This window comes from Bosea sp. (in: a-proteobacteria) (assembly GCF_023953965.1).
Lineage (GTDB): Bacteria > Pseudomonadota > Alphaproteobacteria > Rhizobiales > Beijerinckiaceae > Allobosea.
In genome coordinates, this window is sequence record NZ_JAMLIX010000001.1 from 1,322,002 (window position 1) to 1,335,844 (window position 13,843).

The 13,843-nt window shown below is 68.3% G+C and carries 13 protein-coding genes; 10 read left to right on the plus strand and 3 right to left on the minus strand.

Annotation, left to right across the window (positions count from 1 at the left end):
• Positions 1 to 188: 188 nt before the first annotated feature.
• The 9 genes from M9917_RS06270 (at position 189) to M9917_RS06310 (ending at position 9,475) form a co-directional block, all read left to right on the plus strand.
• Positions 189 to 1,595, plus strand: coding sequence for an FAD-dependent oxidoreductase (locus tag M9917_RS06270; protein ID WP_297251876.1), 1,407 nt, complete (start codon positions 189 to 191; stop codon positions 1,593 to 1,595).
• A gap of 22 nt (positions 1,596 to 1,617) precedes the next feature.
• Entirely contained in the window at positions 1,618 to 2,766 is a 1,149-nt protein-coding gene (locus M9917_RS06275; RefSeq protein ID WP_297251878.1) for an ABC transporter substrate-binding protein, read from the plus strand.
• A gap of 430 nt (positions 2,767 to 3,196) precedes the next feature.
• Positions 3,197 to 4,381, plus strand: a complete 1,185-nt coding sequence (locus M9917_RS06280) for an ABC transporter substrate-binding protein (protein ID WP_297251880.1) — start codon at positions 3,197 to 3,199, stop codon at positions 4,379 to 4,381.
• 68 nt (positions 4,382 to 4,449) lie between these two features.
• Entirely contained in the window at positions 4,450 to 5,337 is an 888-nt protein-coding gene (locus M9917_RS06285) for a carbohydrate ABC transporter permease (protein WP_297251882.1), read from the plus strand.
• Entirely contained in the window at positions 5,334 to 6,182 is an 849-nt protein-coding gene (locus M9917_RS06290) for a carbohydrate ABC transporter permease (protein WP_297251884.1), read from the plus strand. The genes M9917_RS06285 and M9917_RS06290 overlap by 4 nt, the downstream gene beginning before the upstream one ends.
• Positions 6,183 to 6,213: 31 nt before the next feature.
• The gene (locus M9917_RS06295; RefSeq protein WP_297251886.1) at positions 6,214 to 6,936 is read left to right on the plus strand and encodes a ThuA domain-containing protein; all 723 of its coding nucleotides are present in this window, start codon (positions 6,214 to 6,216) and stop codon (positions 6,934 to 6,936) included.
• 9 nt (positions 6,937 to 6,945) lie between these two features.
• Positions 6,946 to 8,154, plus strand: coding sequence for a Tm-1-like ATP-binding domain-containing protein (locus M9917_RS06300; protein WP_297251888.1), 1,209 nt, complete (start codon positions 6,946 to 6,948; stop codon positions 8,152 to 8,154).
• A gap of 3 nt (positions 8,155 to 8,157) precedes the next feature.
• Positions 8,158 to 8,997, plus strand: a complete 840-nt coding sequence (locus M9917_RS06305) for a phosphoenolpyruvate hydrolase family protein (protein WP_297251889.1) — start codon at positions 8,158 to 8,160, stop codon at positions 8,995 to 8,997.
• Between the two features lie 34 nt (positions 8,998 to 9,031).
• The gene (locus M9917_RS06310) at positions 9,032 to 9,475 is read left to right on the plus strand and encodes an SRPBCC family protein (RefSeq protein WP_297251891.1); all 444 of its coding nucleotides are present in this window, start codon (positions 9,032 to 9,034) and stop codon (positions 9,473 to 9,475) included.
• Between the two features lie 9 nt (positions 9,476 to 9,484).
• On the opposite strand, the gene M9917_RS06315 is transcribed toward M9917_RS06310, so the two are convergent.
• The 3 genes from M9917_RS06315 to M9917_RS06325 are packed head-to-tail and all read right to left on the minus strand — an operon-like array spanning position 9,485 to position 12,996.
• Positions 9,485 to 11,311: a phosphoenolpyruvate hydrolase family protein gene (locus M9917_RS06315; protein ID WP_297251893.1), complete on the minus strand. Its 1,827-nt coding sequence runs from the start codon at positions 11,309 to 11,311 to the stop codon at positions 9,485 to 9,487.
• Positions 11,274 to 12,344: a Gfo/Idh/MocA family protein gene (locus tag M9917_RS06320; protein WP_297251895.1), complete on the minus strand. Its 1,071-nt coding sequence runs from the start codon at positions 12,342 to 12,344 to the stop codon at positions 11,274 to 11,276. The genes M9917_RS06315 and M9917_RS06320 overlap by 38 nt, the downstream gene beginning before the upstream one ends.
• A 4-nt stretch (positions 12,345 to 12,348) precedes the next feature.
• The gene (locus tag M9917_RS06325; RefSeq protein ID WP_465246333.1) at positions 12,349 to 12,996 is read right to left on the minus strand and encodes a cupin domain-containing protein; all 648 of its coding nucleotides are present in this window, start codon (positions 12,994 to 12,996) and stop codon (positions 12,349 to 12,351) included.
• A 245-nt stretch (positions 12,997 to 13,241) separates the two neighbouring features.
• Here M9917_RS06325 and M9917_RS06330 point away from each other — a divergent pair, with 245 nt between their 5' ends.
• Positions 13,242 to 13,832 (plus strand): hypothetical protein, encoded by a 591-nt coding sequence (locus M9917_RS06330; RefSeq protein ID WP_297251899.1) that lies wholly within the window; start codon positions 13,242 to 13,244, stop codon positions 13,830 to 13,832.
• The last annotated feature ends 11 nt before the right edge of the window (positions 13,833 to 13,843 follow it).

The window sequence follows — 13,843 nt, forward strand, 5'->3', positions numbered from 1 at the left end:
GCATTGGCGAAACCAGCTATCTGATTTGCGTGCCCGCCCGCGCAGGCCGCCTTGCCGGCCCCGAGCATATCTGGTTTCTCCCGCGGGCCTCTTCTCGCGACAGTGCAACGCGAAGCAATCTTCCGCCTTAATCTTGTCGCGCAGCCGACGGGCGCCGCTGGCGGGCGGAATGCGCATGGAGGAACGCGATGACAGTGCTTTTCGACGATAGCGACGACTTCGCCTTCTCGGTGGCGGTGATCGTCGTCGGCGCGGGGGCCTGCGGCTCGGTCGCCGCGCTCGCCGCTCATGGCAAGGGCGCCGAGGTCCTGGTTCTGGAGCGCGATCCGGTCCCGCGCGGCAATACGGCGCTGTCGGGCGGGCAGATCCCGGCGGGCGGCACGCGCCTGCAGCAGAAGGCCGGCATCGAGGACGCCCCGGAGATCCTCGAGAAGGATATCCTGGCCAAGGCGAAGAACCAGTGCGATCCGGTGATCGCCAAACATATCGCGCTGGCCGCCCGCGATACCGTCGACTGGCTGGTCGAGGATGTCGTGCTGCCGCTCTCCTGCATCGACGACTTCCAGTATCCCGGCCATTCCCGCATGCATATGCACGCCTCGCCGAGCCGCTTCGGCGCGGAGCTGATGGATGTGCTGACGCAGCGCTTGTCGGAGCGCGATATCGACCTGCTGACCTCGGCGACGGTGGTGAACCTCTTCGCCGCGCGCGACGGGACGATCCGTGGCGTGCGGATCGCCCGGCCGGACGGCTCGCAGGAGGATGTCGGCTGCCAGGCGCTGATCCTGGCCTGCAACGGCTATGGCGGCAACAAGGAGCTGGTCGCGCGCTACATCCCGGGCATGAGCCAGGCTCATTATCACGGCCATCCCGGCAACCGGGGCGACGCCGTGATCTGGGGCGAGCAGCTCGGCGCCTCGATCAAGGATCTCGGATCCTATCAGGGGCACGGCGCCGTCTGCACGCCGCACATGGTCCATCTCGGCTGGCCGGTGTTCACCCAGGGCGGCTTCCAGGTCAACAAGGAGGGCCGCCGCTTCTCGAACGAGAATGCCGGCTATTCAGAGCAGGCGCTCAAGGTCCTGACGCAGACGGACGGCCTGGCATGGGCGATCTGGGACAAGCGCTGCGATGACATCGCCATGCAGATGCACAGCCATGTCGAGGCCAAGGAGCGCGGCGCGATCAAGCGTTTCGACAGCGCCGGCGAGCTCGCCGGCTTCATCGGCTGCGACCCGGCGACGATCCAAGGCACGCTGGACGAGGTCGCGGCCATCGCGCGGCGCGAGGCGGCGTGTCCCTGGGGGCGGGATTTCGGCGGCTTTCCCGCGCTGGAAGCCCCGTATTTCTGCGCGAAGATCACGGGCGCGCTGTTCCACACCCAGGGCGGGCTGGAGGTCGATACCGCAGGCCGGGTGCTGCGGCCGGACGGCAGCGCCTTTCCGAACCTTTTCGCAGGGGGCGGCGCGGCGCGCGGCGTCTCGGGCCCGGCGGACTGGGGCTACATGTCCGGCTCCGGCCTGATGATGGCCGTCAATCTGGGCCGCCTGGCGGGCGAGGCGGCCGCCGAACAGACGCAGCGCCAAGCCGCCTGACCAACAAGAGGGGAGAAAAAACATGAGATCATTCACCAGGATGCTCGCGGTGCCCGTGCTGGCCGCCGCGATGGGGCTGACCCATGCAGCCCAGGCACAGACGACACCTTTCCGCTTCGGGCTCGCGCTACCGACCTCGGGCGGCCAGGCGCTCTATGGAGGCGACCAGGTCCAGGCGGCCGAATGGGCCGTCGCCGACATCAACGCCGCCGGCGGCATCAACGGCAAGAAGCTCGAGATGATCGTGCTGGACACCCAGGCCGATCCGCAGATCGGGATCTCGGCCGTCACCCGCCTCGCCACGGTCGACAAGGTCCCGGTCTTCATCACCGGCTTCTCCTCCGTCGTGAAGGCCGTGGCGCCGATCGCCAACGAAGCCAAGGTCGTCGAGCTTTCCGTGGCGGCGACCGCGGCCGATATCTCGAAGCTCGGCGACTACGTCTACACGACATCGCCGCTCGCCGATGTCGATATCGGCGCCATCGCACGCTACCAGGTCGAGACGCTCGGCAAGAAGCGGGCCGCCGTCATCTACATCAACAACGAGACGGGCATCACGGCCGCGCAGAGCTATCGCGACGCCTTCACCAAGGCCGGGGGCACCATCGTCGCCTTCGAAGCCTATGACCAGAAGGCCACGGACTGGACCGGGCCGCTGCTCAAGCTGCGCGCCGCCAATCCGGACGTGATCCAGCTGCAGGGGCTGGTGCCGGATTCCCCGCTCGTCATCGCGCAGATGCGCCAGCTCGGCCTGCGCCAGCTCGTCGCCTCGAATACGACGATCTATCACCCCAAGCTGCTGGAGCAGCTCGGCGCCGGGGCGGAAGGCATCATCGCGACGTCGATGGCCCCGAGCGCCGAGGATTCCCCGGCCGTCAAGGCCTATGTCGAGCGCTGGAAGCGCGAGAAGGGGCGCGAGCCGAACGGCCTGCCCTACACGCAGTTCATCCATGACGCGGTCTACATCACGGCCGCCGTCTTCCGCAGCCTCGCGGCCAAGAACATGCCGATCACCGGCGAGAACTTCCGCCAGGAGATGATCGCGCTGAGAAAGTTCGACCTGCCTTTGACCGGAATGCTGGAGATCAAGAGCGATCACACCGTGAGCAAGCCGGTCATCCTGATGGAAGTCAGGAACAATCGCTGGGAGAAGAAGGCAATCGTCGACTGAACCTGACTTATCCCGGGCCTGCCGGCCCGGGTTGAGGCCCGCCCCGGATCGCGCAGACCGTGGAGCGCAGCAGGAAGCGACGCTCCCGATCATTCCGAGCGGTACGTCGCGGTCGCCGACGCCCGCGCCCAGACCAACCGTCCACTGACAATCACCCTGGACCTTTCGGCAGGGGCGGATCAGCCCAATGCCAGGTGCAGGGCGTGGGCGCGGATGTCCTGCGGCCGGGCATCGGGCCCCGATCTCTTTCCGATCCCCGGCCGGTTGGCTGGCTTGGTTGCCCGGTTTTACCCATTGTCGGGTCAAAGGCGATTGCGCCCCGCGGCGCGGGCCGGCCAACTCCTGCGATGAGCACGAAGAAGAATGGCTCACCAGGGAGGTTGCCGTGCTGAGACGATGGGGAATTCTCGTTGGCGCGATGGCGTGCGCCTTGGCCGGACCGGTCGCCGCGCAGCCGAAGACGGTCAGCCTCTGGCATCCGTTCACGCTCGAGACCGACATGATCCATGGCGGGATCAAGACGTTCAACGAATCGCAGAACGACTATCGCATCGATGCGCGCATCGTGCCGGCGCCGCAGATGGTGACCGAGCTGATCAAGGCGATCGCCAGCGGCTCGGTGCCCGATCTCGTCACCCTCGACAATCCCGTCGTCGCCAGCTTCTCGGCGCAGGGCACCCTGACCGACCTCACCGAGCGCGTCGCGAAATCGACGACGGTGAAGCCCGATGTCTACTTCAAGGGGCCCTGGGCATCGGGCCTGTGGAAGCAGCGCATCTTCGCCGTGCCGCGCGACGCCAACACCCTGGCGCTCTGCTACAACGCCGACATGTTCAAGGCGAAGGGGCTCGATCCGGACAAGCCGCCCAAGACCTGGACCGAGCTGCTCGACGCCGCCAAGGCGCTGAAGGATCCGGCCAAGAACGTCTACGGCTTCGGCTTCAGCGCGGTGCAGGCCGAGGAGGGCGTCTTCCAGTTCCTGCCCTTCCTGCATCAGGCGGGCGGCGCGGTCGACAAGCTCGATGCCCCTGAGGCCGCCGAGGCGCTCGCCTTCTGGGCCGACATGGTCAAGGACGGCATCGCCTCGCGCGACGTCATCAACCAGCGCCAGTACGAGGTGACCAACACCTTCATGGCCGGCAACGCCGCGATGGCGCTGTGCGGGCCCTGGGAGCTGCCGCGCCTGCAGAATGAAGCGAAGTTCGAGTGGCGCCTGGCGCTGCTGCCGGTCAAGGCGGGCAAGGACATCGCCGCCTCGGCGCTAGGCGGATACAACTGGGTCGTGCCCAAGGGCGCCAAGAGTGCCGATGGCGCCTTCCGCTTCATCGAGTTCATGTCGGACCCGAAGATCCTGAACGAGGGCTGGAAGACCGGCCGGCTGGCGCCGCGCACCGACGTCACCGTCGCCGATCCGCTCTGGCCGCAGGCCTATGCCATCTACCGCAAGCAACTCGAGAGCGCCCGCGCCCGCGGCCCGCATCCGCAATGGCCGGATATCTCGCGCGCGATCCAGATGGCGATGCAGGAGGCGATCACCGGCGCCAAGCCCCCGGCCGCCGCGCTCGCCGACGCGGCACGCAAGATCAAGCCGATCCTGGCCAAGACGCCGCTGTGATCCGACGCGGGCGGGGCGGCCGGCGCGCCGCCCCGCCCGCCTGAAGCCGAGTGCGGAGCCAAAAGGATATGCCGGGATCTCAACCAGCGCTGCTCTATGTCTTCCTGGCGCTGCCGGTTCTTTATCTCGTCGGCTTTGTCGGTTTCCCGATCGCCTACAACCTGATGATGAGCGTGCAGGAGGTGAATCTCGGCAACATCACCGAGTTCGCCCGCCCCTTCGTCGGGCTCGACAACTACCGTACCGTGCTGGCCGACGAATCCTTCCGGAAGGTGCTGGTCAACACGCTCCTCTTCGTCGGCTTCAACGTCGTCGCGCAGATCGGGATCGGGCTTGCCGTCGCGCTGTTCTTCGCCCAGGGCTTTCCCGGCGCCGGCTTCCTGCGCGGCCTCCTGCTGTGCTCCTGGATGCTGCCGGCCCTCGTCGTCGGCGCGCTGTGGAAATGGATCTTCGCCACCGAATACGGCGTCGCCAACTACGTGCTCCAGGGGCTGCAGCTGACCGGCTCGCCGATCCACTGGCTCTCCGATCCCGCCGTGGCGCTGACCTCGGTGACGCTCGCCAATATCTGGTTCGGCATGCCCTTCAGCATGATCCTGATCGCGGCGGCGCTGACGGCGATCCCCAAGGAGCAATACGAGGCCGCCTCGCTCGACGGCGCCGGCGCCGGCGCGCGCTTCTGGTACATCACCCTGCCGGCGCTGAGGCCTGCCCTGCTCGCCGTCGCGAGCCTGGTGACGATCTACACGATGCGCGCCTTCGACCTGATCTTCGCGATGACGCAGGGCGGGCCGCTCGACGCCTCGAACGTGCTGCCGCTGCTCTCCTACCAGTTCTCCTTCAACCAGTTCGATTTCGGCACCGGCTCGGCGATGGGCTCCTTCGCCTTCCTGATCGTCTTCGCCGTGGCGCTCATCTATGTGCGCACCCTGAAGCACGAGGAGGTGGCGGGATGAGCCTGACGCTGCGCCGCCTCGGTGCGCTGCCGCTCGGCGGCTGGCCGGTCACCGTCATCGCCGCCCTGGGCGTCGGGATATACCTGTTCCCGATCTACTGGATGCTGATCTCCGGTCTGAAGGATTCGGCCGAGATCTTCGCCAACCCTCCGACATTCGTGCCGCGCGCGCCCTCGCTCGCCGCCTTCGAATATGTGTTCGTGCGCGAGAACGTGCTGCGCTACCTGCGCAACAGCCTCGTCATCGCCATCCCCGTGATGGTGCTGACCCTGGTGCTGGGCTCGATGGGCGCCTACGCGATGAGCCGGCTGCGCAACCGCGTGGTCGATGTCGCGATCGTCGTCGTGCTCCTGCTCCAGGTCTTCCCGGAGGCGCTGCTGGCGACGCCGATGTTCATCATCTTCCGCACGCTCGACCTGCTCAACACCTTCACCGCCGTCATCCTGGCGACGACCTCGAAGACGCTCGCCTTCGCGCTGGTGATCCTGCGGCCGATGTTCAGGCAGGTGCCGGTCGAGCTGGAGGAGGCTTCCTTCGTCGATGGCTGCACGCGCCTGCAGACCTTCCGGCTCGTCGTGCTGCCCTTGATGCGGGTGCCGCTGATCGTCGTCGGCACGCTCTGCTTCGTCCAGGCCTATGGCCAGTTCGTCTACGGGCTGACCCTGCTCAGCCAGCAGGAGCTGCAGCCGGCGACGGTCGGCATCTACAGCTTCGTCGGCGCCGAGTACGCCGACTGGCACCGGGTCATGGCGTTTTCCTCGATCTTCGTCCTGCCGATCCTGGCGATCTTCCTCGCGATGCAGCGCCGGATCGTCTCCGGCCTGACGGCGGGGGCGCTGAAATGAGCCCGAAACCTGCCTTGCGGAGACCAGCGCCATGCGCGTGACGGTGTGGAACGAGTTCCGCCACGAGAAAGCGAATCCGGTCGTCGCCGGCATCTACCCGGACGGCATCCATGGCGCGATCGCCGCCGGCCTCGCCGAGAACGGCCTTGCGGACGTGACCACGGCGACGCTGGACGAGCCGGAGCAGGGGCTGCCGGCGCGGCGCCTGGCCGAGACCGACGTGCTGGTCTGGTGGGGCCACCGCCACCATGACGCGGTCGAGGACGCGCTCGCCGCCGCGGTCTGCGAGCGGGTCAATGCCGGGATGGGCCTCGTCGTCCTGCATTCCGGGCATTTCTCCAAGGTGTTCAAGCGGCTGATGGGGACGCCCTGCACCCTGCGCTGGCGCGCCGAGGGCGAGCTGGAGCGGCTGTGGGTGGTCGATCCGGCCCATCCCGTCGCCGCCGGCATCCCGCCCTTCTTCGAGCTTGAGCGCGAGGAGATGTATGGCGAGCCCTTCGAGGTGCCGCCGCCCGACGAGCTCGTCTTCCTGAGCTGGTTCAAGGGGGGCGAGGCCTTCCGCAGCGGCTGCGGCTACCGGCGCGGGCGCGGCCGGATCTTCTATTTCCGGCCCGGCCACGAGACCTTCCCGACCTATCACGACGCGACGATCCGCAAGGTCGTCGCCAATGCCGTGCGCTGGGCCGCGCCGGTCGCGATGGAGAGCGAACCCTTCCAGAACCGGCGGATCATGCCGCCGCTCGAACCGATCTGAGGGCGGGCCATGGCCGGGCGCATCTACATAGCCGGAACCCTCGACACCAAGCATGCCGAGCTCGCCTATGCCCGCGACGCCATCCGCGCGCTGGGCGAGGAGGCGGCCCTCGTCGACCTGTCGACGCAGCCGCATCCCCATGCCGCCGACATTCCGGCGGCCGAGGTCGCGGCGCATCATCCCGAGGGCGCGAAGGCGGTCTTTACCGGCGACCGCGGCACGGCGGTCGCGGCGATGACCGAGGCTTTCGCCCGCTTCCTGCCGGGACAAAACGACGTCGCGGGGGTGCTGGGGCTCGGCGGCTCGGGCGGCACGGCGCTCATCGCGCCGGCGATGCGGGGGCTGCCGGTCGGCGTGCCGAAGATGCTGGTCTCGACCGTCGCCTCCGGCAATGTCGCCGGCTATGTCGGCCCGAGCGACATCGCGATGATGTATTCGGTCACCGATATCGCCGGGCTGAACCGGATCTCGCGCCTCGTCATCGCCAATGCGGCCCATGCCGTCGCCGGGATGGTCAAGGGGCAGGCCGCGATTTCGCCCGCGGCCGGGGACAAGCCGGTGCTCGGCCTGACCATGTTCGGCGTCACCACCCCTTGCGTGAACCAGGTGGTGGAGCGGCTTTCCGGCGCGTTCGAATGCCTCGTCTTCCATGCCACCGGCACGGGCGGCCAGTCGCTGGAGAAGCTGGTCGATTCCGGCCTGATCGGCGCCGCGATCGACGCGACCACGACCGAGCTCTGCGATCTCCTGATGGGCGGCATCTTCCCCTGCACCGAGGACAGGCTCGGCGCCTTCGCCCGCACCGGCACTCCTTATGTCGGCAGTTGCGGGGCGCTCGACATGGTCAATTTCGGGCCGCCGGAGAGCGTGCCCTCCCGCTATGCCGGAAGGCTGTTCTACCGGCACAACCCGCAGGTGACGCTGATGCGGACCACGCCGGACGAGAACGCCCGCATGGGCGAATGGCTCGGCGAGCGGCTCAACCGTTGCGGCGGGCCGGTGCGGTTCCTCATCCCCGAGGGCGGCGTCTCCCTGCTCGACAGCCCCGGGCAAGCCTTCCACGATCCGGTGGCGGACGCGGCGCTGTTTGACGCGCTCGAACGGACAGTGAAGCCCGGGCCGCGCCGCAAGCTTCAGCGTCTGCCTTACGCCATCAACGATCCGGCATTCGCCGACGCCCTCGTCGCCGCGATGCACGAAGCCCTGAAAGAGGCCTGAGCCATGCCCCCATTCAAGCGAGATGAACTGGTGGACCGCTTCCACGACATGATCCGCCGCGGCGAGAAGATCGTCGGCGGCGGAGCCGGGACCGGGCTCTCGGCCAAATGCGAGGAGGAGGGCGGGATCGACCTGATCGTCATCTACAATTCCGGCCGCTACCGCATGGCGGGCAGGGGCTCGCTCGCCGGTGTCCTCGCCTATGGCAACGCCAACGAGATCGTCATGGAGATGGCGCGCGAGGTCCTGCCGGTGGTCAAGCGCACGCCGGTGCTGGCCGGCGTCAACGGCACCGATCCGTTCTGCCTGTTCGACAGCTTCCTCGACGAATTGAAGCGCATGGGCTTCTCCGGCGTGCAGAATTTTCCGACGGTCGGGCTGATCGACGGCGTCTTCCGCGCCAATCTCGAGGAGACCGGCATGGGCTATGGCCATGAGGTCGGGATGATCCGCATGGCCCGCGCCAAGGAGATGCTGACGACCCCTTACGTCTTCAACGAGAGCGAGGCCGTCGCGATGGCCGAGGCCGGCGCCGACATCCTCGTCGCCCATATGGGGCTGACGGTCGGCGGCAAGATCGGCGCCGAGACGGCGCTCAGCCTCGCCGATTGCGTGCCGCGCATCGATGCGATCGCCGCCGCCGCGCTGAAGCTGCGGCCGGACATCATCATCCTGTGCCATGGCGGGCCGATCGCCTCGCCGACGGACGCGCGCTACATCCTTTCGCATTGCCGTCACTGCCACGGCTTCTACGGCGCGAGCTCGATGGAGCGGCTGCCGACGGAGACCTCGCTGACGGAGCAGACCCGCAATTTCAAGGCGATCGCGCGCGCGGCCGAATAGGCGCGGCCGGACGGAACAGGACAGGAGGAAAGAAATGGCGAAAGTCTATGTCAGCGGCATCATCGATGCGCCGGTCGACAAGGTCTGGGCCTATGCCCGCGACTTCAACGGCCATGGCGAGTGGCATCCGCTGATCGCCGAGAGCCATATCGAGGACGGCCTGCCGAGCGACCAGGTCGGCTGCGTGCGCAACTTCACGCTCACCAATGGCGGGCATCTGCGCGAGCGGCTGCTTTCATTCAGCGATCTGGAGCGCCGCTTCACCTACAACATCATCGTCTCGCCGATGCCGATCGAGAACTATGTCGCGACCTTCGGCGTCAAGCCGGTCACCGAGGGCGGCAGGACCTTCGTCGAGTGGATGGCGGAGTTCGACGTTGCCCCGGCCGACGAGGCCGAGATCAGGGAGAAGGTCGGGCAGGGGACCTTCGCCGAGGGGATCAGGGCGCTGGAGAAGGCGGTCAAGGCGCGAGGCTGAGCCCCGCGCCTACTCCCCCTCCGGCCCGGCCGCCGATTGCAGCCCGTAGGCGCGCATCTTGTTGTAGAGGGTCTTGCGCGAGATGCCGAGATAATCGGCGGTCTGGCTGCGGCGGAAGCGGTTCTTCTTCAGCCCGTGCAGGATCCACTCCTTCTCCGATGAGAAATGGCGCGGCGCGGCGGCGGCCTCGGCGCCGAGCGGCGGCAGATGCTGCTCCAGGATGACGCCGCTCGGGCAGGCGAGCACGGCCTGCTCGAGCACGGAATCGAGCTCGCGCAGGTTGCCGGGCCAATGATGCGCCGACAGCAGGCGATAGGCGGCGGGGTCGAGGCTCTTCGGCTCGCCCTGCCGGCGATTGGCGATGATGCGCAGCGATTCGTCGATCAGCGAGGGCAGGTCCTCGCTGCGCTCGCGCAAGGGCGGCAGCACGATGGTGAAGCAGCCGAGCCATTCGGCGAAGCGCGGATCGACCTTCTCGTCCGGGAGATGGCGCAGATCCTGCCGCGCGACGGCGAGGAAGCGGACATTCAGCGGCGAGGGCGTCTCGCCGCCATGGCGCCAGAACGAGCCGGCCTCGACCGCGTCGAGCAGCGCGCGCTGCACCTCGGGCGGCATCTCCTCGACATCGTCGAGCATCAGCGAGGAGGCATGCACGATCTCGAGCCAGCCGAGCCGGTGCTTGACGGCGCTCGGATGCATCCCGGCCATGCAGCCGAACAGATCGAGCCGCAAGCGCTCGGCGCCCTGATTGGCGCAGGGCAGGCTGACCATGTCGCGCGCCTGGCGCGGGCCGAAGCGGTGCAGCGCGCGCGCGATCTCGCGCCGGCCGCTGCCGGGCTCGCCGGCGATGACGACCGGGTAGTCGGTGCTCATCAGCCGGTTGAATAGGGCGCGCGCCGTCTCCGCCGCCTGTGAATGGCCCCAGAGCGGGCGCGGGAAGCGGCGCGGATTGAAGCGGGCGTCGAGCCCGTCGGCCTTCTGGCGCACGCCGATCGCCTTGAAGGCGGCGGTGACGACCTCGATCGCGCTCTCCGAGGGCACGCGGTCGATGGTCGAGCCGCCGATATAGCCGTCGACGCGGGCGATCTGGCAGAGCTCCTCGAGCTGGCGCGGGCTGACGATCGGACCGCCCTCGACCAGGCAGCGCGTCTTGCGCGAGACGGCGCGGACCTGCCGGGCGATGGCGTTCACCATCAGCCCGGCATCCTCGACGCGCAGATGCGAAACCGCGCCGAGCACGCCGCCGACATTCCAGCCGAGATCGATATTGACGATGTCGGCGCCCTGCCGGGCGGCCTCGGCCGCCTCTTCGGCGGTATGGGTATAGGCCAGGGTCGAGAGCCCGCGCTCGCGCGCGACCGCGAGCAGTTCGAGCTCGCGGCCGAAGCCGACGCCGCTGCGCTCCAGGAAGGCGCGGTACTGGCCGTCGATCAGGATCGAGGTCGGGAAATTGGCGATGCCGGCGAAGCCCGCCCTGGCGATGCGCTCGACCAGCTCGCGCAGGTCGAGCCGCGGGTCGAAGCTCGCCGCGCCGAAATAGACCGGCACGGTGGCGCGCGGCAGGATCTCGGAGCGGGCGAAGCTCAGCACGAACTCGTTGCTGTCGCGCAGCGGCAGCATGGCGGCGACCGAGGGCTCGCCGATGCAGCGCATCCGGCCGGCGCTGAGCGCGATCAGGAAATCGGCGCCGCCGCGCGTCGCCGACTGGGCCGCCATGCCGGTGCCGATCGCGGCACCGACGATGAAGCGCGGCTGATCGCGCTGGGAGCCCGGCCCCAGCGGTGCCGGCGCCCCGGCGTTACGATCCGTCGAAGGAGCGGATATAGTCCTGGACATCGATGGTCTTGCCGCTGCGCGCGCTCTCGATCCCCGCGAAGATCAGGGCCGCCGCGTGGAGGTTCGCCTCGACATGGGTCTCCATCTCGGCGCCGCCGTCAAGCCAGATGCAGAATTTCTCGATCAGCCAGTGGTTCAGCCATTTCGGCTGGGTGATCAGCTGGATCTTCTGGCCCTGGCCCTCGCGGCAGCGCTGGCGCACGAGCTGGCTGCGCGAGAAGGTCTCGATCTCGCGGTTGTTGAGGATCGCCGTGCCGAACTCGCAGTCGACGCGGACATACTCCTTCATCCAGTCGTTGAGGCCGACGGCGGCGGCCGACGAGCCCTCATAGATGCCGCGCACGCCGTTCTCGAACACCATCATGACGATGCCGTCGGTATCGCCGGCATATTTCGCCCATTCGGGCTTCCAGGTCGAGGCGGTCAGCGTGCGGCACTGCGCGCCGGCGAAATCGGCGACGAGGTCGAGATGGTGGACCGCGCCCTCGATCATCAGCGGGTCCTGCATGGTATGGCGGAAGAGCGCGCCCCAGGCGAGATGCTCGCGCATGTCCGCGAAATAGCGGCAGCTGACATTGTTGACCCGGCCGAGCTGGCCGGAGCGGATGATCTGGCGCAGCGTCGTCTTGTCCTGGTCGAAGCGGTGGCTCATCGTCACCGCCATCTTGCGGCCGGCGGCGCGGACCTTGCGGACGATGCGGGCGCAGGCCGCCATCGTGTCGGCGATCGGCTTCTCGCAGAGGATGTCGACATTGTGCGCGAGCGCGATGTCGATGATCGCCTCGTGATAGCCGGGCGGCACGACGATCGTGCAGAAATCGACCTTGTGCGCGGCGAAGGCGGCCTTGGGGTCGGTATAGCAGGCGGCTTCCGGCAGCTTCAGCGCCTTGCGGCCGAATTCCAGCGCCTTGGGATCGACATCGACCAGCGCCACCACCTCGATCGTGCCGTCGGCGACGTTCGAGGCCAGGAACTCGTTGCACCAGCGCCGGCCGAAGGTGCCGACGCCGACATGGATGACCTTCTTCGTCATGGCTTTAGATTCTCTCGGGCTGGGGCTGGGCAGGGCCGTGGGTGTGGTTCCAGAGATGGCCGACGCGCTTGCGGCCCTCGAGCGAGGTCTCGAAGAAGACGGCCTTCACCGGCTCCGAGACGCTCGCCATGTCGTGGTGATGGCCCATGCCGAGGGCGACGCAATCGCCCGGGCCGGCGTCGAAGAAGCGGCCGCCGACGACGACGGTGCCGCGGCCCTCGAGGATCAGCCAGTACTCGTCGCAGTCATGATAGTGCGAATCGACCCGCGTCGACTTGGGATAGGAGACCGGGTCGCCGTTGTTGGTCGCCTCCGGCTCGTGGGCGACGCGGAAGATGCCGCAGCCGGCCATGTCCTGCCCCCAGGAGCCGCCGAGGCGCACGAGCTGGGTTCTTGCGCCGTGGCCGGTCACGGTCCAGGCGGCGAAGCCGGGCTTCTCGTGGATATCGAGGAACTGGCCCTCCTTCAGGACGACGGAGCCCTTCTCTCCACCGATCTGCGCGGTGCCGCCGGTGCAGAGCAGGCGTTCCCTGGCGGTGGCCTGGCGGCGCGTGGCCGTCTGGGCCTCGGCGAGATCGATGATTTCGAAGGAGCGGAGCGTGCACCAGGGGGGCGGCGCTTCATGGCTGCGGAAGAGCGACAAGATCGGCACCTCGGGACGGGACGAACGGCGATCCGAGAGGCGTGAAGCGATGGCGGCACGCTTGCGCGCGTCCTGGCGGCCTCCCGGTGAAGATCCTGCCCGCGGCCTTGGCGACCGAAGTGAATCCCCGCCCAGAGAATGGCCGACCCGCGGCGCGGCCGATAGGACAAAACCGGGAAAGCTGGGTAGAATTGGGGAAAGCGGGCGCTGGCGCAGGGCCTGCCTTGCAACCCTTGCCGAGGAGGAGGGCGGCGATGGCACGGGCTCGGGCCGGATCGAGGGCGTCGCAGGTCGCAGCAGATGTCGGGCAGCCCATGCCGGCCGGGCCGGCGGGGCGACCCTTCCGGATCGTCGCCGGCGGGAGCGGCGACTGGGACGATCTCGCGACGGACGAGATCGTCCTGGTCTGCCCCTGGCTGAGCGGGCTCGATCCACTGAGCGGCCTCTGGCTCTCGGCGCTGCCGATCCATGACTGCAACGCCTTCATCGACGATCGCTGGATGCTGGACGCGCCGGCGCCTCTGCGCGAGCGCTGCTATGTCGGCGTCTTCGCGCTCGACCGGCTGCGCTCCGGCCAGCAGATCTTCGGGCCGCTGCGGGACAAGGGCGTCTCGCGCCTGATCAACCTGCCGAGCGTCGGCTTCTTCGACGGCGCCACGGCGCAGACCTTCGGCCGGCTCGCCTTCACCCTGGAGAGCGAGATCGCCTTCCTGGCGCAGGCGCGCGCCGCGGGCTTCCGCACGGCGCTCTGCGCCCGCCCCGACACCCCGGCCCCGGGGCAGCCGTTCGACTTCGTGCTGCGCCATAACGGGCCGGGCCATCCGCTGACGATCGCGGAGGGCTGAACGTCCCCCGC

What these genes read in the sequence shown, in the direction of transcription:
- M9917_RS06310 (WP_297251891.1), top strand. Translation starts at nt 9,032, where the DNA reads ATGGCGAAAGTCTATGTCAGCGGCATCATCGATGCGCCGGTCGACAAG.
- M9917_RS06300 (WP_297251888.1), top strand. Translation starts at nt 6,946, where the DNA reads ATGGCCGGGCGCATCTACATAGCCGGAACCCTCGACACCAAGCATGCC.
- M9917_RS06320 (WP_297251895.1), bottom strand. Translation starts at nt 12,344, where the DNA reads ATGACGAAGAAGGTCATCCATGTCGGCGTCGGCACCTTCGGCCGGCGC.
- M9917_RS06295 (WP_297251886.1), top strand. Translation starts at nt 6,214, where the DNA reads ATGCGCGTGACGGTGTGGAACGAGTTCCGCCACGAGAAAGCGAATCCG.
- M9917_RS06270 (WP_297251876.1), top strand. Translation starts at nt 189, where the DNA reads ATGACAGTGCTTTTCGACGATAGCGACGACTTCGCCTTCTCGGTGGCG.
- M9917_RS06275 (WP_297251878.1), top strand. Translation starts at nt 1,618, where the DNA reads ATGAGATCATTCACCAGGATGCTCGCGGTGCCCGTGCTGGCCGCCGCG.
- M9917_RS06290 (WP_297251884.1), top strand. Translation starts at nt 5,334, where the DNA reads ATGAGCCTGACGCTGCGCCGCCTCGGTGCGCTGCCGCTCGGCGGCTGG.
- M9917_RS06330 (WP_297251899.1), top strand. Translation starts at nt 13,242, where the DNA reads ATGGCACGGGCTCGGGCCGGATCGAGGGCGTCGCAGGTCGCAGCAGAT.
- M9917_RS06305 (WP_297251889.1), top strand. Translation starts at nt 8,158, where the DNA reads ATGCCCCCATTCAAGCGAGATGAACTGGTGGACCGCTTCCACGACATG.
- M9917_RS06285 (WP_297251882.1), top strand. Translation starts at nt 4,450, where the DNA reads ATGCCGGGATCTCAACCAGCGCTGCTCTATGTCTTCCTGGCGCTGCCG.
- M9917_RS06315 (WP_297251893.1), bottom strand. Translation starts at nt 11,311, where the DNA reads ATGTCCAGGACTATATCCGCTCCTTCGACGGATCGTAACGCCGGGGCG.